The organism is Azospirillum sp. 11R-A (assembly GCF_049472615.1).
Classification (GTDB): domain Bacteria; phylum Pseudomonadota; class Alphaproteobacteria; order Azospirillales; family Azospirillaceae; genus Azospirillum; species Azospirillum palustre.
Map to the genome: position 1 here is coordinate 1 of NZ_JBCEBL010000026.1, position 19,788 is coordinate 19,788.

The 19,788-nt window shown below is 67.7% G+C and carries 16 protein-coding genes; 9 read left to right on the forward strand and 7 right to left on the reverse strand.

Annotated features, from left to right (window positions below; translation table 11 throughout):
- Together VH569_RS27085 and VH569_RS27090 are read left to right on the forward strand one after the other, a co-directional pair.
- Positions 1-189, forward strand: a 189-nt coding sequence (locus tag VH569_RS27085; RefSeq protein ID WP_423319416.1) for a hypothetical protein, incomplete at its 5' end; no start/stop codon positions are given.
- Positions 190-293: 104 nt separating this feature from the next.
- Positions 294-2,168, forward strand: coding sequence for a hypothetical protein (locus tag VH569_RS27090; protein ID WP_423319417.1), 1,875 nt, complete (start codon positions 294-296; stop codon positions 2,166-2,168).
- A gap of 30 nt (positions 2,169-2,198) precedes the next feature.
- On the opposite strand, the gene VH569_RS27095 is transcribed toward VH569_RS27090, so the two are convergent.
- From VH569_RS27095 to gmd, 3 genes are all read right to left on the reverse strand, one after another.
- The gene (locus tag VH569_RS27095; RefSeq protein ID WP_423319419.1) at positions 2,199-2,633 is read right to left on the reverse strand and encodes a hypothetical protein; all 435 of its coding nucleotides are present in this window, start codon (positions 2,631-2,633) and stop codon (positions 2,199-2,201) included.
- Positions 2,634-2,702: 69 nt separating this feature from the next.
- Complete coding sequence (locus VH569_RS27100) at positions 2,703-3,698, reverse strand: GDP-mannose 4,6-dehydratase (RefSeq protein WP_423319421.1); 996 nt, start codon at positions 3,696-3,698, stop codon at positions 2,703-2,705.
- A gap of 57 nt (positions 3,699-3,755) precedes the next feature.
- Positions 3,756-4,811 (reverse strand): GDP-mannose 4,6-dehydratase, encoded by a 1,056-nt coding sequence (gene gmd, locus VH569_RS27105; RefSeq protein ID WP_247879457.1) that lies wholly within the window; start codon positions 4,809-4,811, stop codon positions 3,756-3,758.
- Positions 4,812-5,093: 282 nt separating this feature from the next.
- Between gmd and VH569_RS27110 the strand changes: the two genes are divergently transcribed.
- The 4 genes from VH569_RS27110 (at position 5,094) to VH569_RS27125 (ending at position 9,462) form a co-directional block, all read left to right on the forward strand.
- Positions 5,094-7,028, forward strand: a complete 1,935-nt coding sequence (locus tag VH569_RS27110; RefSeq protein ID WP_423319423.1) for a tetratricopeptide repeat protein — start codon at positions 5,094-5,096, stop codon at positions 7,026-7,028.
- A 55-nt stretch (positions 7,029-7,083) separates the two neighbouring features.
- Positions 7,084-7,842: a class I SAM-dependent methyltransferase gene (locus VH569_RS27115; protein WP_423319425.1), complete on the forward strand. Its 759-nt coding sequence runs from the start codon at positions 7,084-7,086 to the stop codon at positions 7,840-7,842.
- Entirely contained in the window at positions 7,835-8,755 is a 921-nt protein-coding gene (locus VH569_RS27120) for a class I SAM-dependent methyltransferase (protein WP_423319427.1), read from the forward strand. The genes VH569_RS27115 and VH569_RS27120 overlap by 8 nt, the downstream gene beginning before the upstream one ends.
- Positions 8,756-8,844: 89 nt before the next feature.
- Complete coding sequence (locus VH569_RS27125) at positions 8,845-9,462, forward strand: CatB-related O-acetyltransferase (protein WP_423319428.1); 618 nt, start codon at positions 8,845-8,847, stop codon at positions 9,460-9,462.
- 38 nt (positions 9,463-9,500) lie between these two features.
- Here the strand turns inward: VH569_RS27125 and VH569_RS27130 are convergent, their stop codons facing one another.
- Positions 9,501-10,634 (reverse strand): glycosyltransferase family 4 protein, encoded by a 1,134-nt coding sequence (locus tag VH569_RS27130; RefSeq protein ID WP_423319430.1) that lies wholly within the window; start codon positions 10,632-10,634, stop codon positions 9,501-9,503.
- 251 nt (positions 10,635-10,885) lie between these two features.
- On the opposite strand from VH569_RS27130, the gene VH569_RS27135 reads away from it, so the two are divergent.
- A complete protein-coding gene (locus VH569_RS27135) occupies positions 10,886-12,217 on the forward strand; it encodes a glycosyltransferase family 10 domain-containing protein (RefSeq protein WP_423319431.1) in 1,332 nt (443 codons plus the stop codon).
- 179 nt (positions 12,218-12,396) lie between these two features.
- Positions 12,397-14,241 carry a tetratricopeptide repeat protein gene (locus tag VH569_RS27140; protein WP_423319433.1) on the forward strand — a complete coding sequence of 615 codons (1,845 nt, stop codon included), beginning with the start codon at positions 12,397-12,399 and terminating at the stop codon, positions 14,239-14,241.
- Positions 14,242-14,339: 98 nt separating this feature from the next.
- Here VH569_RS27140 and VH569_RS27145 read toward each other — a convergent pair whose 3' ends face one another.
- Both VH569_RS27145 and VH569_RS27150 read right to left on the reverse strand, forming a co-directional pair.
- Entirely contained in the window at positions 14,340-15,008 is a 669-nt protein-coding gene (locus VH569_RS27145; protein ID WP_423319435.1) for a formyltransferase family protein, read from the reverse strand.
- A gap of 43 nt (positions 15,009-15,051) precedes the next feature.
- Positions 15,052-16,233 carry a glycosyltransferase family 4 protein gene (locus VH569_RS27150; RefSeq protein WP_423319437.1) on the reverse strand — a complete coding sequence of 394 codons (1,182 nt, stop codon included), beginning with the start codon at positions 16,231-16,233 and terminating at the stop codon, positions 15,052-15,054.
- Between the two features lie 179 nt (positions 16,234-16,412).
- Here VH569_RS27150 and fcl point away from each other — a divergent pair, with 179 nt between their 5' ends.
- Positions 16,413-17,381, forward strand: a complete 969-nt coding sequence (gene fcl / locus VH569_RS27155) for a GDP-L-fucose synthase (protein WP_423319439.1) — start codon at positions 16,413-16,415, stop codon at positions 17,379-17,381.
- Positions 17,382-17,468: 87 nt separating this feature from the next.
- On the opposite strand, the gene VH569_RS27160 is transcribed toward fcl, so the two are convergent.
- Positions 17,469-19,427: a tetratricopeptide repeat protein gene (locus tag VH569_RS27160; RefSeq protein ID WP_423319441.1), complete on the reverse strand. Its 1,959-nt coding sequence runs from the start codon at positions 19,425-19,427 to the stop codon at positions 17,469-17,471.
- Positions 19,428-19,788: the final 361 nt, after the last annotated feature.

Here is a 19,788-nt window from a genome sequence, read left to right on the forward strand (position 1 = left end):
GCCCTGGGTACGCTGACGAACTCGTCGGCTGGTGCAAGCACGCTGGTTCTGGCCAACAACGGCACCAGCTCCGGCCTGTACCAGGTGGTCGACACCAACGGCGACGGCCAGGTGGCCGCCACCGAGGTCCGGCTGCTCGGCGTGTACAACGGCACGGTCCTCTCGCTCTCCGACATCAACCTCGGTTGATGACGGGGGCGCAAGCCCAAGCACGGTAAAGGGAGGGGGCGTCCGCAAGGGCGCCCCTTTCTCTTTGTGCGGTCCTATTCCGGTAAGCGGTGTTTTGGCTCCCGATGGCCTCGATCCAAGATGTCTTTACCCATGCCCAGCAGCGTCATGCCGCCGGGCATTTCGCCGAGGCGGCGGCGCTCGCGCGGGAGGTGCTGCGGCTGGCGCCCGATCATGCCGTCACCCGGCACATGCTCGGCACCGCCTTGTGCGCATCCGGCCATGGCGGGGAGGGGCTGGCCCATATTGGCACGGCCATGCTTCTTGATCCGGGCCAGCCGGTCTATGCGGTGAACCTGGCCATCCTGCTCCATTCCTTTGGTCTCAAAGCCGATGCGGCCTTCCATCGCGCCTTGCGGCTGCGGCCGGGCGATGCCCGGTTGCTCGACGGGTTGGGAAGCTCCATGAGCGAGCAGGGCGATAACCCGCAAGCGCTCATTCCCTTGAGGCATCGGCTGGCGCTGGAACCCAACGTGGCAGAGGCCTACCGCAAGGTTGCCATCGTTGCCCAGCGTGCCGGCCAACTGGAGGAGGCGCGGCGGGCTTACCGCCGGGCTTGGCGGCTTGGCGGAGGAGACGGGCTTTTGGTGCGCGAGGCGCTGACCTTGCCGGCCATTCCCTGCTCAGCGACCGAGATCGAGGAAAGCCGCGCCCATTGCGCCGCGGTGCTGCGACAGGCGCGCGAGCACGGCCTGCGCATCGACGACCCGCTGCGCGAGGTCGGCGTCACGTCCTTTTTCCTGTCCTATCATGGGCTCGACAATCGTGCCTTGAACGGCGAGCTGGCTGCCTTGTACCAGGAGGCTTGCCCCTCCTTGCTCTACACCGCTGCGCATTGCCGGGAGTCCGGATCGCCCGGCGCGGCGGAGGACAGGGCCGGTCGGCGGCTCCGTGTCGGCTTCATCTCCGACTATTTCCACAACCACACCATCGGCATGCTGAACGAGGGGCTGATCGAGCGGCTGTCGCGCGAACGCTTCGAGGTGGTGCTGTTCCTCACGCCAGGGCCGGACGACGACCTGCGGCGCCACCTGCGCACTGTGGCGGACTGCGCGGTCGACATTCCGCGCGATCTCGATGCCGCACGGCATATCATCGCCGAGGAGCGCCTGGATGTCCTGTACTATACCGACATCGGCATGTCGCCCTTCACCTACTTCCTCGCCTTTGCCCGGCTGGCGCCGCGGCAATGCCTGAGCTGGGGGCATCCGGACACCACCGGCATTCCCACCCTGGACGTCTTCTTGAGCTGCGATGTGATGGAGCCGGAGGATGGCGAGGCTCATTACAGCGAACGCCTGATCCGCTTGCCCGGCCCGACCGTCTGCTACCGGCGCCCGCGGCTGGCCGAACCGCGCAAGACCCGCATCGACTTCGGTTTGGCCGCCGAAAGCCGGCTCTACGTCTGCCCGCAGAGCTTGTTCAAGATTCATCCCGTCTATGACGACGCCCTGATCGCCATTCTGCGACGGGACCGTGACGGCATTCTCGTCTTTGTCGATCCGCGCGGCCAAGGCGCCGCCCTGACGCGGCGGCTGGGCGCCAAGGGACCCGATGTGGCCGGCCGTATCCACCTGCTGCCGGGGCTGGGGACCGCGGATTTCATCGCACTGACCGCCGACGCCGATGTCATGCTCGACCCGTTCCATTACAGCGGTGGCAAGACAAGCTTGGAGGCTCTGGCCTTCGGCACGCCGGTGGTGACCTGGCCCGGCGCCTTCATGCGCGGACGCCATACCCTGGGTTTCTACACGCTGATGGGGCTTGACGACTGCGTGGCGAGCGATCCGGCCGATTATGTTGACCGGGCGGTCCGGCTCGGCACCGATCAGCGGCTGCGCGCCCAAGTCCGGCAGCGCATTCTTGAGCGAAGCGCCGTCCTGTTCGACGACGGGGCGTCGATCCGGGCGATCGAACGCTTTCTTCAGGAGACGTCCTGACTGGAGCGCGGCCAAGCCGTTTGAAGGGGATCAGTGCGCGGGCAAGGCCGACAGGCGGTCGGCCATCCGTAGGACGCCCTGGGCCAGCCGGACGATGGCGGGGGAGCCGATGAACAGCTCGCGCAGGGCCGCCCCTTCGCCGAAACGCAGGACAAAGCCGTTCGGGTTGAAGACCACAGCGACCTTGGCCGTCTCCGACAGGACATGCTGGGTGCGGCCCTGGAACACGGCGTCCAGGATCGACCGGGCCAGTTCGCGGGCGTCCTCGACGTCCAGGGAGGCTATCTCCGGCCCCAGCCGGCTCTCGTTGAACAGGAAGACGCCCTCCAACCGCAAGGCGCCTTCGTCGCCGTCCGCCGCTTCGCCTTCATGCAAGGCGATGTGGGACAGGAACTTGCCGTCCGGGAACAGGACGGTGCGGTCGTCCACCTCGATGTTGATGACGAGCTTGCTCCTGGCCGACATGGGACGGGCTTTCCTCGGAAGGCTGTTCCGGACGGGTGAGGGTCCCGGAAAGCGAATTGGGACGGGGGCTCAGGCGACCGACCGGCGTGCCATTTCGGCATCCGCCAGTCCGGTGACCACCTGGGCCATGCGGCGTTCGGCACGCCATCCCAGCATCCGTTCCGCCTTGGCGGAGTTGCCCACGCTGAAGGCGATGTCCGAGGGGCGGAGCAGGTCCGGATTGCCGCCGACATGACGGCGCCAGTCCAGGCCGAAATAGGAGAAGGCCTGGGCGACGAACTCCTCCAGCCGGTTCGCCTCGCCGGTGGCGATCACGAAATCATGGGGGTCGTCCAGAGCCAGCATGCGGGCCATGGCGTCGACATATTCAGGGGCCCAGCCCCAGTCGCGGGCGATCGACAGCGTTCCCAGTTCCAGGACGTCGGTCTTTCCCTCGGCGATGTCGGCAGCCCCGCGGATGATCTTCTGCGTGACGTAACGGGTGGGCCGCAACGGCGATTCATGATTGAACAGGATGCCGGAGCAGGCGAACAGGCCGTAGGCCTCGCGGTAGTTGGCGACCGCCCAGAAGGCGGCGGCCTTGCCGACGCCGTAGGGACTGCGCGGATGGAAGGGGGTGGATTCGTCCGCCGGCGCCTCGGTGTTGCCGAAACATTCGCTGGAGCAGGCGCTGTAGAAGCGGGTGTCCAGCTTGAGGAAGCGGATCGCTTCCAGAATGTTGATGGTGCTGGAGATGGTGCTGTTCAGCGTCTCGACCGGCTGGTCGAAGGACAGCCCAACCGAAGCCTGGCTGGCGAGATTGTAGATCTCGGCCGGCCGGACACGGGCGATGACCTCGACCACGCTGCGGAAGTCGGTCAGCACGGAGGAGTGGAGGATCACCCGGCCGAAGATGCCGAGCCGCCGCAGGTTGGCGAAGCCCGCCATCTCCCGGTCGCGCGAGGTGCCGTGGACCGCATAGCCCTTGTCCAGCAGAAGCTGGGAGAGATAGGCGCCATCCTGGCCCGAAACGCCGAAGATCAGTGCGGTCTTCGACTCGCTTCGGGTCACTCCACCAATGGTCATGGGGCGGCGCCTACATCGGTTGCTGGGCGGTCACTGAGCGGTCGCGGGTGGCTTGTGTCAGCGGTGATCGTCGCCGCCGGCGAGAAGACGCATGTCGGACTCGACCATCTCCCGGACCAGATCGCGGAAGGCGGTGGTGTGGGTCCAGCCCAGCTTCTCGCGCGCCTTGCTGGGGTCGCCCAGCAGCAGGTCGACCTCGGTCGGGCGGAAATAGCGCGGGTCGATGCGGACTACCACCTTGCCGGTCTTCTGGCAGATGCCTTCCTCGTCCACGCCTTCGCCGCGCCATTCGATCCCGCGGCCGATGTGGCCGAAGGCCAGCTCGACGAACTCGCGCACGCTGTGGGTCTCGCCGGTGGCCAGCACGTAGTCGTCGGCCTCGTCCTGCTGCAGGATGCGCCACATGCCCTCGACATAGTCGCGTGCATGGCCCCAGTCGCGCTTGGCGTCCAGGTTGCCGAGATACAGGCAGTCCTGGCGGCCCTGCTCGATGCTGGCCACCGCGCGGGTGATCTTGCGGGTGACAAAGGTCTCGCCGCGGGTCGGGCCTTCATGGTTGAACAGGATGCCGTTGCTGGCGTGCATCCCATAGGCCTCGCGGTAGTTCACCGTGATCCAGTAGGCGTACAGCTTGGCCGCGGCATAGGGGCTACGCGGGTAGAAGGGCGTGGTCTCCCGCTGCGGCGTCTCCTGCACCTTGCCGTACAGCTCCGAGGTGGAAGCCTGGTAGAAGCGCGCGGTCTTCTCCAGGCCCAGGATGCGGATCGCCTCCAGAAGACGCAGCGTGCCGATGCCGTCGGCGTTGGCGGTATATTCCGGCGTCTCGAAGCTCACATGCACGTGGCTCTGGGCCGCCAGATTGTAAATCTCGGTCGGCTGCACCTGCTGGACCAGGCGGATCAGGTTGGTGCTGTCCGTCAGGTCGCCGTAATGCATGAAGAAGCTGACGTCCTCCTCATGCGGATCCCGGTAGAGATGCTCCACCCGCCCCGTGTTGAAGGACGACGACCGGCGCTTGATGCCGTGGACGATATAGCCCTTCCCCAGCAGAAGCTCGGCAAGATACGCGCCATCCTGGCCGGTGGCGCCGGTGATGAGGGCAACTTTGCGCAAAGGACCGACCCTTGATCTGTACGGCGTTAATGATCGGGCACTATCCTCAAAGGATCCTGGCAAGGCAAGGGGCGTTGCGCCCGATCCCAGATAAGGCACGGGCATTGTGCCGCATTATCGGCTTTCCGGCAGGGCGGTGGAGAAGCCGGGGGCGGCACGAACGGAGTTGAAGCGCCTACCGCGGAACGATAGGGTGCGCGCCGAACGGGCCGGCCATCCCCGGCGGCCCCGGTCGGGTACAGCCGTGGAGCCGGGGCCGGAGGCCGCACAGAACGGGTTGTCATGGCTACCGTCGCCGAAGCATTGCAGATCGCCGTGGGACTTCAGCGTGCCGACCGCCTGGACGAGGCGCGCGCGGTCTATCTGCGCATTCTGGAGGTCGATCCACGCAATGCCCATGCCCTGCATCTGCTGGGGCTGATCGAGCGGCGCCAGAACCGCCGGGACAAGGCGCTGGAGTTGATTCGCGCCGCTCTCGGCATCGCGCCGGAGATGGCGGACGCCGCCTGCAACCTTGGCAGCACCCTGTCCGAACTTGGCCAGATCGATGCCGCCGCTGCGGCGTATCGCCGGGCGATCCAGTTGGATCCGTCGCTGGAAGGGGCGCATCAGGCGCTTGCCTCGCTGCTGGGCGGGCGCGGCGGGCCGCGTGACTGGGCGACGGCCGCTGTGGCCTATCGCCGCGCATTGCGGCTGAACCCCTACCGTTCCGAAAGTTATCACGACCTCGGCATCGCGCTGCGGCAGGACGGGGCGGTGGAGGAGGCGCAGGCAAGCCAGCGAAACGCGCTCGTCCTGCATCCGGGATTTGCCGGCGCCCACATGAACCTGGGCAACCTGCTGGTCGAGGTCGGTGGTCTCAACGAGGCGCTGACCTGTTTCCGCCGCGCGCTGCTGATTCAGCCGGGGCATGGCAGCGTGCTCTACAACCAGGGCAATGCCCAGCATGCCGCCGGACTGGCCGATGCGGCGGTCGACAGCTATGCCGGTGCGGCACGTGCCGGCCTCAATATGGCGCTGACCCGGCTGGCGGACGTGCTGACCGGCCTTGACCGGCTGGCCGAGGCGGAGCAGGTGCTGCGGCTGGCGCTGACCCAGCCGGGCAGCGACGTGCCCGGCGCCATCGACATGCTGTCGGCCCTGCTGGCGCGCCAGGGGCGGCATGAGGAAGCCCGGCGCTTCTTCGCCGACTACCGCTATCCGCATGCCGCCGATCCCGCCATGTTCCGCATCGAATGCCTGACCGCGGTCGCCGAGAACTGGCTGGCTGCCGGCGAGACCGACCGTGCGGTGGAGGTGCTGGCCGGGGTTCATGGCCATGGCAGCCGCTTCTTCACCGTCAAGTCGATCGCCGGGCTGCAGCAGTCCCTGGCCCGGCAGGGCCGTCGGCTGGAGCGTCCGGCCAACCCCGACCCGTCCCTGCCGCGCATCTGTTCGTCCACGCTGGCGACCCATGGCCGTTTCGCCCACAACGTCCTGGAATATGTGCTGCTGCGGCTCTACGCCGAGAAATTCGGCTACCGGCTGGAGACGCCGGACTGGGTCGGCGGCCATTACTTCGACCTCGACGATCCCAGGCCCGGCGGCGGGCTGAAGCCGATGCATTTCGGCCGGCGCATCCTGAACGATCTGGTGACCGGGCGGTGCTGCGACCCGCGCCCCGGCGTCGACATCCTCTCGCCGCTGTTCCTGTTCGACTACCGCGATGAGTGGCGCGAGCGGGTGCAGTCCTGGCTGCGGCCGCGGCCCGACTGGCTGCCTTATGTCGATCCGGTGATGCAGGCGTTGAAGGCGCGCGGCAACACGGTGGTGGCCCTGCACATCCGCCGCGGCGACTTCGTCTGGTTCCGCTACACCATCACCGAGACCTCCTGGTACGTCGACTGGCTGAAGGCGCTGTGGCCGACTTTGGACCGGCCGGTGCTGTACATCGCCACCGACGACCCGGCGACCATCGGCGACTTCGCGGAGTTCGCGCCGGTTTCGCTCGACGATCTGGCGAAGGACGGGGCGGTGGAGCCGTGGAAGGGGCTGGAGTTCCTGCAGGATTTCCACGTGCTGATGAACGCCGACGTGCTGGGCGTCAGCGCCCAGAGCGGCTACAGCCAGCTGGCGGCCCTGCTGAACCGCAACGCCCGCCTGTTCGTCGAACCGGATGCGGCGGCGCAGCGGATCAGGCCCTATTCCCCCTGGACGAGTTCGTCCGGCACCCCTTAAGACCACCACCATCACGATCAACGCGACGCCCTCACAAGGGCGGGAGGGCAGCCCCATGGATCTCGCGACCAAGGAATTCTACGACGACTTCTGGCCCCGTTTCGTGCCCATCTACGACGAGACCAAGAAGTACATGCTGGAGACGCTGACCGAGCGGCAGATCGGCCGGGCGCTGGATGCCGGCTGCGGTCACGGCATCTGCTCGGTCATCCTGTCGGAAATGGCGGAGCAGGTGGTGTCGGTCGACGTCTCGTCGGACAGCCTCGCCACCGCCCGCCAGCAGGCCCAGCGCTTCGGCCGCGACAACATCGACTTCCACCACCAGGACCTTCAGGAACTTGACACCGACCTCGGTCCGTTCGATCTGGTCTGGTGCTGGGGCGTGGCGATGATGGCGCCCGACCCGATGAAGGTCATGCGCAACCTGATGGCCGTCACCAAGCCGGGCGGCACCGTCTATCTCGGCCTCTACCTGAAGACCTGGCTGTCGCCGGTGCATGAGGGCGTGCGCCATTTCTGCCGCGCCTACATGGACACGCCGGCCCGGCGCAAGCTGGTCGGCGGCTTCTTCACCGGCCTGACCAAGGTCGCCTGCGCGCTGAAGGGGCAGGAGATCAACCGCCGCGCCGACAACGTGTCGATCCAGGCCCAGGTCGAGGACTGGTACTATCCGCCTTACAAGACCTTCTATTCGATCGAGGAGATCGTGGCGCTGTTCGAGCGCAACGGTTTCAAGGCCGAATGCATCCAGGACCGTCTGGGCCGGATGAAGAGCGCCACGATCTTCGTGATCCGGGCGACGAAGAATGGCTGAGACGGCGGCGGGTCGGCAGGACCGGACGGCTCCCCCCGACTGGGAGGAACTGGGCCGGCTGCTGTCCCGCGGCTACATCGACAGCGGTTTCATCGGCGGCGTCACCCGCGTGCCGGTGAAGGACGTCGTGCGCGACATGCTGTCGGAGAGGCGTGCCGACGAACAGGTGGCGGAACTGCGGCGCACGGCCGCGGCCGCCGGCGTCGATGCCGACAAGGCCCGCATCCTGGAGGTCGGGTCCGGCTGCGGCATGACCGTGGTGCGCGGGCGCACGGCGCACGGGCTGGACATCCACGGCATCGAGCCCAGCATGGGCGAATACAGCTCCACGCTCGACGTCTGCCGCCGGCTGATCGACCATTACGGCCTGCCGGCCGACGCGGTGCGCGACGCCACCGGCGAGGCGATCCCCTTTCCGGACGCCAGCTTCGACATCGTCTATTCCTCCAACGTGCTGGAGCATGTCGGCGATCCGGCGGCGGTGCTCGACGAGGCGCTGCGCGTGCTGAAGCCGGGCGGGCTGCTGCTGATCGTCGTGCCGAATTACGGCTCCTGGTGGGAGGGGCATTACGGCATCCTGTGGCTGCCGCGGATGCCGGCCGGGCTGGCGAAGCTCTATGTCCGGCTCTTCGGCCGCGACCCATCCTATGTCGATACCCTCAACCTGATCGACCGTCCGTGGTTCGACCGCTGGCTCGGCCGCCATCCCGGCAGGCTGGAGGTGCTGGACTGGGGCTGGAGCGTCTTCGAGCAGCGCCTGCGCACGCTGGGCTTCGGCGACTGGGCGGCGCTGTCGGTCGCCAAGCGCATCGTCACCTTCGTCCACCGCTCTGGCCTGCTGGAGCCGGCGATCTGGCTCGCCCGGCGCCTGCATTGGGAAACGCCGATCATATTCGTGGCGCGCAAGAGGTAAGAACCACGCAGGCATCTGCCCATGATGCCGTTTGCCTTGTGACTGATCCGAAACCTTCACTTCTTCTGAAATTCTCGGATATTCAAATCATGTACATGAAGTTTAACCATAAATGTACAGATCAGGATAGCGGCTACGGTTTCAACGTGAATGGGAGCCATTGCATGGTTTCTGTTGGGTCGTTCACGTACTTTTCCGATCCCCTTGAACTCGTTACGTATGGAGAGCCGGGAAAGATCGAGATCGGGAGATTTTGCTCGATCGCAGATGGCGTGCGTATTTATTTTGGCGGCATGCATGCCATGGATGGTGTCTCGACCTATCCGGCAGAAATGCTGGCGGAGTGGATGCCCGAACTTGCCGGCCCGAACAGCACGTCGAGCAAAGGTCCCGTCGTCATCGGCAACGACGTATGGATCGGAGAAGGAGCATCCATACTCTCTGGCGTCACGGTGGGCGATGGAGCCATCATCGGTGCGCGCGCCGTCGTGTCCCGGAACGTCCCGCCTTACGGCGTGGCGGTCGGGAACCCGGCAAGGGTCGTCCGCAAACGGTTGCCGGACGCCGATGCCGACTTCCTCCTGTCGATACGCTGGTGGTCCTGGCCCAGCGACAAAATCCGCAGATTCGCCCGCCATATATTCAGCGGCGATGTGGAGGCATTTCGCCTTGCCTTAAGCCACGAACCCGATGCCCTTCGGGACTGACCAAGGTCCCCCGTTCCGTCGACCCGAACGCGGCCCGGTCAGAACCCCGTCCGGTACAGGGCGATCAGCGACTTCCATTCCAGGGCCCGGTTCTCCCAGCGGTAATTGGCGCCGATTGCCTGCCGCTGGTGCCGGAGCGACGCCTGGAGGTCCGTTCCGTCGCCATCGCCCCACTGCCCGATCTTGGCGGCCAGGGCGTCGGTGAAGGCCTTTTCGAAGTCTTCCCCGCCCTCTGCATAGGGGACCATGGTGGCGAAACCGGCCGCGCTTTCCGGCAGCGCGCCGCGGTCCGTGCAGACGAGGCTGCAGCCGGCGGCGAGCGCCTCGATGGGGGCGATGCCGGAGGTCTCCTCGAAGGCGGTGGGGTAGGCGACGACGGCGGTGTCCAGCAGCCGCTCGGTCAGGCGGGCATGGGAAAGCGGGCCGCGATAGTCGACGCCTTCCATCGTCATGCCGCTGAGCAGGCGGTGGATCGGGTCGTCGGCCTGCGCGACGCCGTAGATCGACTGCCCGGAATAGACGGCCAGCGTTGCGGCCGGGCATTCCGCCCGCACCGCCGGCCACAGCTTCAGCAGGGTTTCCAGACCGCGCGTCGGCGCCGAGACATAGGCCACCTCCAGCGCCGCCCGCTTGGCCGCGAACAGCCCCGCCTCGTCGTCACGCCGCCGCAGGACGAAGGGGTTGCAGGCGTTGCGGATCACATGGCACCGCTCCGCCGGAATGGTGTCCTTGAACTTCTCCAGGAAGACCCGCTTCTGCCATTCGCTGACGAACACGATGCCGTCGGCCGAGCGCGCGTGGTCGGTGTCCAGATAGTGGGCCAGGCATTTCAGGTCGTGGAACCACACGTCGTGCTGGATGTGGACCCACAGGAAGACGGGCACGGAGGGGAGAAAGCGCTTCACCGCCGTCACGTTGTCGGCGTTGTTGCTGACGATGACCGCGTCGGTCCCGGTCAGGTCCCCGGCGGTGATCTTGGTGCAGTCGACGATCCTGACCCCGCTGCGGCGCGCATCCTGGCCGCCGCCAATGGCAAGCACGACCTCATGCCCCTCGGCGGCGAGGCAGTCGGACAGGTAGATCAGCGACGAGGCGATCCCACCCATTCCTTCCGTTTCGCTGTAGGCATCGCTCGCCTTCGTCAGGCGGGAGTCGATGAGGAGGAGCTTCATGGGTCGAAAAGCCTTTTTCGGAAGGGCGACAGGCTGCACGGGGCCGATGGGGCGGGGCCGGTGGGCGATACCGGAGTTATAGGCCGCCTGCCCGCCGGTTTCATAGCGTCTGCATCCGCCGGACGGCGGGTGCCGGACGATAAGCGCTTCATGTTGAAAAGGCGGACGGACTGTCCGAGATTGGCCGCCTCTCAGCCTCATCCTCCGCCGTGACGGGCGGGGGAGACAACCTTCGAATGGTCAGCCGATCGATGCGTCAGCGCCTTCAGTTCACCGCCCCGGGCCAGTTCGAGACCCTGCTGCGGCAATGCGTCCACCGCCTGTCCGTCGATCCGGCCGATGCCAACCAGTGGTTCGTCCTGGCCCAGGGGCTGGAGGGCGTCAGGCGGGACGGGCAGGCGCTTCGCCTTGCGCGCCGGGCGATGGCCCTGCTTCCCGGCCAGCCCGTGCTGCTGCGTTTCGTCGGGGCGCTGTCCAAGCGCCTGAACCGGCTGGACGAGGCGAAGGACTGCTATGGCGAGATTTCCCGTCTTCTGCCCGGCGACGAGGAGGCCCTGGCCGAACTGGCCGACATCGACAGCCGTCAGCGCATCCTGAGCGCCCCCCTGCGCGTCCGGGCGGAGCCGAAGGGGGCGCCGTCCGCTCCGATCGGCGTCAACCTGCTGTACAAATGGTGGGACCAGCCCTGGCTGCGGCAAACCCCCGGCGGCACCGGGCGCTGGGGAAACCACCAGTTCGTCGCCAACCAGCAGGGCGGGCAGTCGGACTGGGTTGTGGTCTACGAGGATCTGGACGTGCCCAGGACGGTCACCTGCCGGCAGGGGAACCTCGTCCTGGCGACCGGGGAGCCGCCGTCCCTGTCCCGCTACAGCCGCGGATACCTGGACCAGTTCGATCTGGTCGTCACCTCCCACGAGGATCTGGAGCATCCCCGCGTCCTGCTCTCGCAGGTTCCGCTGCCCTGGCACATCGGGCTGTCCGGTGTGGAAGCGTGGCCCGGCTCCGGACCCATCGGCTACGATCTGCTGTCCGGCGTGACGGGTCTGGACAAGGCCTTCGCCGTCTCCGCCATCGTGTCCGACAAGGTGCTCACCGAGGGGCATGTCGTCCGCGGGGAGTTCCTGCGGCGGCTGAAGGCCCTCATGGGTGACAAGTTTCACCTGTACGGCCGGGGATATTGCGAGGTCGCCAACAAATGGGCGGCGATCGCTCCGTACAAATTCCATCTGTGCATCGAGAATTACCAGAGCAGCCATTACTGGACGGAGAAGCTTTCCGACGCCTATCTCGGCTGGTCGATCCCGATCTATCATGGCTTCACCAAGGTCAGGGAGGCGTTCGACCCCTCGACCTTCTGCGAGATCGACATCCGCGATCCGGAAGCGACATACCGGCGGATCATGGATTTCATGGAACGGCACAGGGACACCGACGTGTCCGCCCTGCTGGCCCGGCAGCGTGCCGCCGTCCTGAACGGCCACAACATGTTCAACCGTCTGGCCGAAATCTGCGCCGATGCCTCGGGGACCGCGTGGCGTCAGGTGACCATTCATCCCGAGGTCTCCTTCCAGAAAGGCCGCTGACGGTCCACCCTCCGGGGATGGGGCCGCCGGGTTCATTTGACCGGCCAAATTGGCCTGTGCTATGCCGCCGGAAGGGCCGGGGATCGGGCGGGGTGCCGTTTTCCTCGCCCAGGTTCCTCACCCGAGTTCTGCGCCCAAGCGTCTGCTTTCCCCTGTTCTTCCCCGGTCAAGGCCACGCCATGGGACATGTCACCGATCGCGCCATCGAACTCTATAAGGCCGGGCGCCGGGACGAGGCGCTGTCCCTGGTCGAGCAGGTGCTGCGCGAGGATCCCGTCGACCGTGACGCCTTGAGCCTGGCGGGCGTCATCCTCTACCAGTCGGACCGGCTGGACGAGGCGGAGCGGATGCTGCATCGGCTGATTGCCGGCCATCCGCTGTTCGCGCAGGGGCGCATCAATCTGGCGACGGCGATGCTGGCGCGCGGAGCCAAGCGGGAGGCCCTTGGCCATCTGCGCGTCGCCTGCCTGCTGACGCCCGGCGATCCCGATGCGCACGGCCGTCTCGGCAACCTGCTGCACGGGGCCGGCGATTACGTGGCGGCCACGCGCCACATGACCCATGCCGCCCGGCTGTGCCCCACCGATCCCGACCGGCAGGTCCTGCTGGCGGTGGCCCTGCTGTCGCATTGCGACCATGCCGGGGCGGTGGAGGTGCTGACCCCCGTCCTGGCCCGGCATCCCGGCCATACCGATGCCCGCACCCATCTGGCCGCGGCCTGGCTGTCGCTCGGCCGTCCGGATCTGGCGGAAGAAACCCTGCTGGCTGCGGGAGGCGCCCCGTCCGGCGACACCCCCCCATCGGGTGGCAAACCGCCGACCGCCCAGGGCGATCCCATACTGTCGCGCGCCCGACTCTACCGCCAAATCGCCGCCGACGCCCAGCGGCCCCACACGCCGGAGGGGCTGCTGGTCCGCGCCCCCTTCTCCGTGCTGTCCGGCTATGGCGACTTCGCCCAGCATTTCGTGCGCAGCCTGATGGAATGCGGGACGACCCTGCGGCTGGCCGGGCTGATGGGGGAGGAAAGCTGGCGCCCGGCCTTCACCGACCCGATCCTGCAGGCGGCCGCCCGGCGCCTCGGCGATCCGGTGCGGGCGCGGCTGGCGCTCAGCGTGCTGACCCCGCCATTGGTGGAGCCGGTCCCCGGCCTGCCGACGGTCAACTACACCATGTTCGAGGGGCCGCGCATCCCGGACTCCTGGGCCGTCTGCAACCGGGCCCACGAGATGGTCGTCGTGCCGACCGACTCCTCGCGCCTGGCCTGGATCGCCGCCGGCCATCCCGAAGACCGCATCCGCGTCTGCCCGCCCGGCATCGCCCCCCATCCGGCCGATGCGGCGGCGCAGCCGCTGCCCATCGTCGGTCCGGGCGGACGCAGCGTGATGGATTACCGGGTACGGGTTCTCAACATCTCCGACTTCGTCGCGCGCAAGAATCTCGCCGGGCTGCTGCGGGTCTGGCTGCGCGGCACCCGTGCCGACGACGATGCGATCCTGATCCTGAAGGTGGGAAAGGGCGGGTCGTCCCTCATGGGCGAGATGCGCCGTCTGGTCGAGGAGGGCATGCGTGCCACCGGCCGGCGGCTGGATGAGGCGGCTCCCGTCGCCCTGCTGACCGACCGCTACGACGATGCGGGAATTGCCGGCCTCTATGCCGTGGCCACCCACTATCTCAGCCTGTCGCATGGCGAGGGCTGGGACCTGCCGATCACCCGCGCCGGCTGCCTGGGGGCCGGGCTGATTGCGCCCCGGCACAGCGCCTACACCGCCTATCTGAACGACCGGGTCGCCCACCTGATCCCCTGCACCACCGGGCCAGCGCTGATGCCGTACAGCAGCGCCTATTATCAGCCCTTCCATGGGCTGGACTGGTGGCATCCGGACGAGGATGCCGCGGCCGACATCCTGTCCCGCGTCATCCGCGACCCCGAGGGGGGGCGCCGCGACGCCGCCCGTCATCTGATGGACAATTTCACCTGGGACGCCGCCGCCCGCCGTCTGCTCGACGCCCTCGACGGGGTGTAGAGTGCGATCGGTTCAAGCGGAATCGCTTGAAGCGTGAATCACACGGAAAACCAAAAGCTTAGAGTTTGTCTGGTGCTTCAATAAGCATCAGACAAACTCTAATCCTCCAGCACGAAGCGGCGGCCATGCAGGGCGATGCGGGGGCGGAGCCCCTCCTGCTCGACGCTGCGCAAGGCCCGGATGCGGCGTTCCATCTCTTCCGCACCGATGTCGGAGGGCAGGGTGCGGAGGTCGTCCAGCGCCTTGGCCGTGCAGCGGCGGCTGTGGTCCCAGGCAAGCTCGGTGCGGGGCAGAGGCCGGTCGGTCGCCGCCAGCTGGGGTGCCAGTATCACGAACAGATGGACCAGCGCGGTATGGGCCTGGTCGATCAGCCAGACCGGGTCGGGATCGGCGGGCAGGGCGAAGTTGAGCGCGCCGACGATCGGGCCGGCATCCACCCGTTCCACCATTTCGTGGGCGGTGACCCCATACTGCGCCACCCCGTCATAGAGTGCGAAGGCGAAGGGGTAGCGGCCGGGATAGGCGGGCGGGGCCGGGTGGAAATTGTAGGAGGGGCCCGAAACCCGCCGCAGCAGTTCCGCCGGCACCACGCAGTTGGTCCGGAAGGCGACGAGGCGGTCGATTTGCCCACGATCTGCCATCGCGGCTTCCAGCTGGGGGCGGTCGGCGACCGTCACGACGGTCAGGTCGTGGTTGGCTCCGGCGAGGATGGCGGCAAGATGGCGCGCATCCCCCGGTTGGGCCAACAGGACCAGGGTGGCGGGCATGACCGGACCTCCTCCCTCGAAAAGGCTGGCGAAAGCCCCGGCTTCACTGCGTGGCGTCGACGAACGCCTCGGCGAAGGCGCGCCAGCTGCGCTCGGTGCGGATGAAGGCCTTGGCGCGCGCGGCGCGCGCCTTGGCTGCGGCACGGTCGGCGTAGAGCCGCTCCAGCGCCTCCACTAGCTCATCGACCGAGGATTCGCCCCAGCCGAAACGGCTGCCGTCGCGGTCGGCGACCGGAACCTGACGGTCCAGCGTCAGGCACAGGTCGTCGCCCTGGGTCGGGCTCTTCAGCAGGTCGCGGTGGCCGGTGTTGTTGGACAGAACCACCGGAACGCCGCAGGCCATCGCCTCCATGGCGACGAGGTTGGTCGCCCCCTCGCAGCGGTTGGGGAAGACGGCGGCGTGGCAGTCGGCGAGGATCCCGGCGATCTGGTGGCGGCCGAGGAAGCCCAGATCGACGAAGCCCTCCTCGTCGGCGCCGTTCTCCATCGCCCAGCTCTTCACGTCGATCATGTTGTTGGGCAGGACCCGCGGCGGCTTCGGCGCCAGCGGCGATTCCGCCATCGTCATGCCGACCTCCGGCCAGGCGTTCTGCCAGGCGGTGACCAGCAGCGCGTCGGGATGGCGCTGACGGAAGGCGCGGAAGGCGGCCAGCACGATGTCCTGGCCCTTGCGGAACTCCAGCTTGCCGCCGGAAAAGACGACGAAGCGGTCGCCGAAGCGGCCGCTTGGGTGAGCCTCCACCATCTCGGTCGGGTCGATGCCCTGAAAGGCGAGGCCGACATTGTCGAAGCCCCAGATCTCCAGAAGCTGCTTGTTGTAGGTGGAATGCACGACGATGCGGTCGTACTGGCGGGCGCGGGCCATCACCTCGGGCGTGAAGCGGGTCTCCTCATAGGCGATGACGCCGATGTTGCGCCGGCCGCGGAAGCGCGTCGACGGACCGCCTGCGGTGAAGCCGTTGCCCAGCGCGTGCAGGACGTCGAACTCCTTCAGCAGCAGCATGTGGCCCTTGGCGTTGTCGGCCATGGCGGCGATCTGCTGGTAGGGGGCTTCCAGCGGCTGCAGCTTTTCGCGGTTTTCCGGGCGCAGGGTGCCCATCAGCGGCTTTTCCAGCAGCAGCGGCGGCCGCCCGGCGTCGGCGAGGTAGAGGGCGGTGTGGACACCCACCAGTCCCCAACCGTGGACCTCCGTGAGCTGCCAGGTGAAAGCCAAGTTCGGAATCATGATGGAAACCCCAATTCTGGGTGCAGGTCCGCCAGCCCAGGCGGGCGCCGGGTGGGCGCCGGGCGGCGGGAAGATCCCGCGCCGGGGCGGCGCTTGTCAAGCCGAGCGGAGCGGACTGGATTCCCTGCCTGCCCGATGCTACGACAGCGGCGGCTTTCCATAGCGGGATGGTGCTCAAGGTGCGGACGGAATCGCTTTTCTCCCTGGAGGGCAAACGGGTCTGGGTGGCCGGGCATCGCGGCATGGCGGGCGCCGCCGTCGTCCGCCGGCTGGAGCGCGAACCCTGCGACCTGCTCACCGTCGGGCGCGACCGCGTCGACCTGCGCCGCCAGGAGCAAGTCGAGGACTGGATGGCCGAAGCGAAGCCGGACGTGGTCTTCGTCGCCGCCGCCACCGTCGGCGGCATCCTCGCCAACTCCACCCGGCCGGCCGAGTTCCTCTACGACAATCTGGCGATCGAGACCAACATCATCCACGGCGCCTACCGGACGGCCGTGAAGAAGCTGGTCTTCCTGGGTTCCTCCTGCATCTACCCGCGGCTGGCCGAGCAGCCGATGCGCGAGGACGCCCTGCTGACCGGCCCGCTGGAGCCGACCAACGAGTGGTATGCCATCGCCAAGATCGCCGGCATCAAGATGTGTCAGGCCTACCGGCGCCAGTATGGCTGCGACTTCATCTCGGCGATGCCGACCAACCTCTACGGCCTGAACGACAATTTCGACCTGCAGGGGGGGCATGTCGCCGCAGCATTGCTGGCCAAGATCCACCGGGCCAAGGTGGAGGGGCTGCCCTTCGTCGAGCTGTGGGGCACCGGGGCGCCCAGGCGCGAATTCCTGTTTGCCGACGATCTGGCCGATGGCTTGGTCTTCCTGGCCCGGCATTATTCGGGCGAGCCGCACGTCAATGTCGGCACCGGAAGCGAGGTATCGATCCGCGAGCTGGCCGAGCTGATCCGCGACGTCGTCGGCTATGAGGGCGAGTTCCGCTACGACACTTCCAAGCCGGACGGCAGCCCGCGCAAGCTGATGGACGTCAGCCGGATGAGCGGGATGGGCTGGACCGCGCCCACGTCCTTGCGCGACGGCTTCGCCACCACCTACCGCTGGTTCCTGGAGACTGTCGACCGCGGCGGCCTGCGGGGGATATGACCCCCGGGCGGTGAAGCCTGCCGGGAGCGGGCGCGGCGCCGACGGAGCCGCGCCGTCCCCTCCTTCATACCCTCGGGCGGCGTTCCCTCAGGCGGCGCTGCGGGCCACCCAGTCGCGCCACATGGCGCGGTAGGCCGCCTCGACCCCGCGGGCGAAGCCCTTGTAGTCGGTCAGCGGGGCGGCGTTCAGCCGGCTGCGCATCGTCCGGCGCAACCGGTCCAGCCGGCCCGGGTCGCCGGCGAGCGCCACTGCGGTGGCGATGTAGCCCTCCATGTCGGAGGCCACCAGCTCCGTCAGGCCGCAATGGGTCAGCAGGCTGGCGCCGACGCGGGCGACATGGTTGGCGCCCGTCAGCGTCACCACCGGCACACCCATCCACAAGGCCTCGCAGGTGGTGGTGGTGCCGTTGTAGGGGAAGGGGTCGAGCCCGATGTCGATGCGGTCGTAGGCGCGCAGGTGCCCGTTGGCCGCGTCGATGCGGGCCAGAAGCTCGATCCGGCCGGCGTCGATCCCGCACTGGACGAAGGTGTTCAGATAGCGCCGGCGCGTCTCCTCGTCGCCCATCTGGGCGCTCTTGACGATCAGGCGCGAGCCCGGCACCCGCTTCAGGATCTCCGACCAGACACGCACCACCTCCCCCGTCACCTTGGAGGTGTTGTTGAAGGAGCCGAAGGTGACGTGGCCGTTGGCGTGGAACGGCGGTTCGGCCGGCGGGGCGACGTCCAACGGCGGGCGGTAGCTGTGGAAACCCTGCGGCAGCCTGACGATGCGTTCCGCGCTCAGCCGGTCGGCCTCGCCCGGCGGCTCGGCGATGGCGTCGCTGAAGCGCCAGTCGATGGCGCGCATGCCGGTGGTGTCGGGATAGCCCAGCCACGTCGCCTGCACCGGCGCCGGCTTGCGGGCGAACAGGGTCAGCCGGTTGTTGGCGGTGTGGCCGGTCAGGTCGACCAGGATGTCGATGCCGTCCTGCTCGATCAGCGCCGCGGCGCGGGCATCGTCCACCCCCACCAGCGACCGCCAGCCGTCGGACAGCCCCTTCAGCCGTTCGGTGACCACGTCGGAGCGTGCGGACGCGGGGTAGCAGAAGACCTCGAAGTGCCCGCGGTCATGCTCGCGGATCAGCGGCTCCGCGAAGAAGGCGACCGAATGGGCGCAGAAGTCGGGCGAGACGTAGCCGATGCGCAGCCGGCGATCGGGATCGCGCGGGTTGGCATGGCGGCTGCCGGCGGGCAGCAGCGGGTCGGCATGGCGCTGTGCCCATGCCATATGGGCCCTGAAGATGGTCTCGGGCGGAACGGCCGGGGTGTAGTGCAGGGCGAGCAGCAGGTTGGAGTGCATCAGGGCGTGGCTGGGGTGCGCCTCCAGACCCTTCTGGAAGACGCCGATGGCCTCCTCGATGCGGCCCATCTCCTTCAGCGTCTCGCCCAGATTGTTCCAGGCCTCGGCCGATTTCGGATCGGCCTTCAGCGCTGCGACGAAGCACTCCACGGCACGCGCCAGCTCGACCGCCCCCTTGTGCAGGTCGCCCAGGTTGCACAGCGCCGCCGCCATGTCCGGCTTCAGGCGCAGCGCCTCGCCATAGGCGGCCTTGGCCGCCTCGCGGTCGCCGCGGTTGCGCAGGATGTTGGCGAGGTTGAAGTGGGCCTCGGCATACTCGGGCTTCAACCGGATGGCGGTGCGCAGCGCCTCCTCCGCCTCGGCGCTTCGGCCCATGTCCTGCAGCAGGCAGCCATGGTTGCTGTGGACGAAGGGATCGGCCGCGTTGCGGGCAAGCGCCCGGCGGTAGCAGCCCAGCGCCTCCTCCCAGTCGCCGCGGGCGCGCAGGATGATGGCGAGGTTGTTGTTGGCGTTGGTGTGGCCCGCATCGGCAGCCAGCACGGTGCGGTATCCGGCCTCCGCCTCGGCCGTCCGGCCTTCCCGGTGCAGGCTCAGCGCCCGGCCGAAGCCGGCGTCCCCTGCCGAAGCCGCCGGAGCCGTGCTCTGCGGAGAGGGGGCCGGAATGGCCGGGCGCTTGGCCCTGGCCTGCTTGTGTGAAGGCTTTTTCATCGGGCTGACCGCTTGGCGTTAAGTCTTCGTCGGCAGAAAAGCCGTCCTGCCGGTCGATAGCAATGACCATGCGCTGCCGCAAGCGGCATCTCGTCTCCGGATGGATGTGCCGCAACGGCCACATGGGGTGGAGACATATGATGGATGGCGGATGGGCCCTGGGACAGATGGCTTGCCGCTGTTGGGCCAATTCTGCTATCTCAACGGAATCGCGTGGCTATGCATCGTTCGCAAGTGGCGGACTCTACGCGCTTCGTCGCGCCCTGGGCCCCAAGGAGCGCATGGTCGATCGAAACCGGGTGACCGAACGGTATGAAGACCTTGCCTTCGCGACGCATTCCACATTTTTCACGGCGGTTCC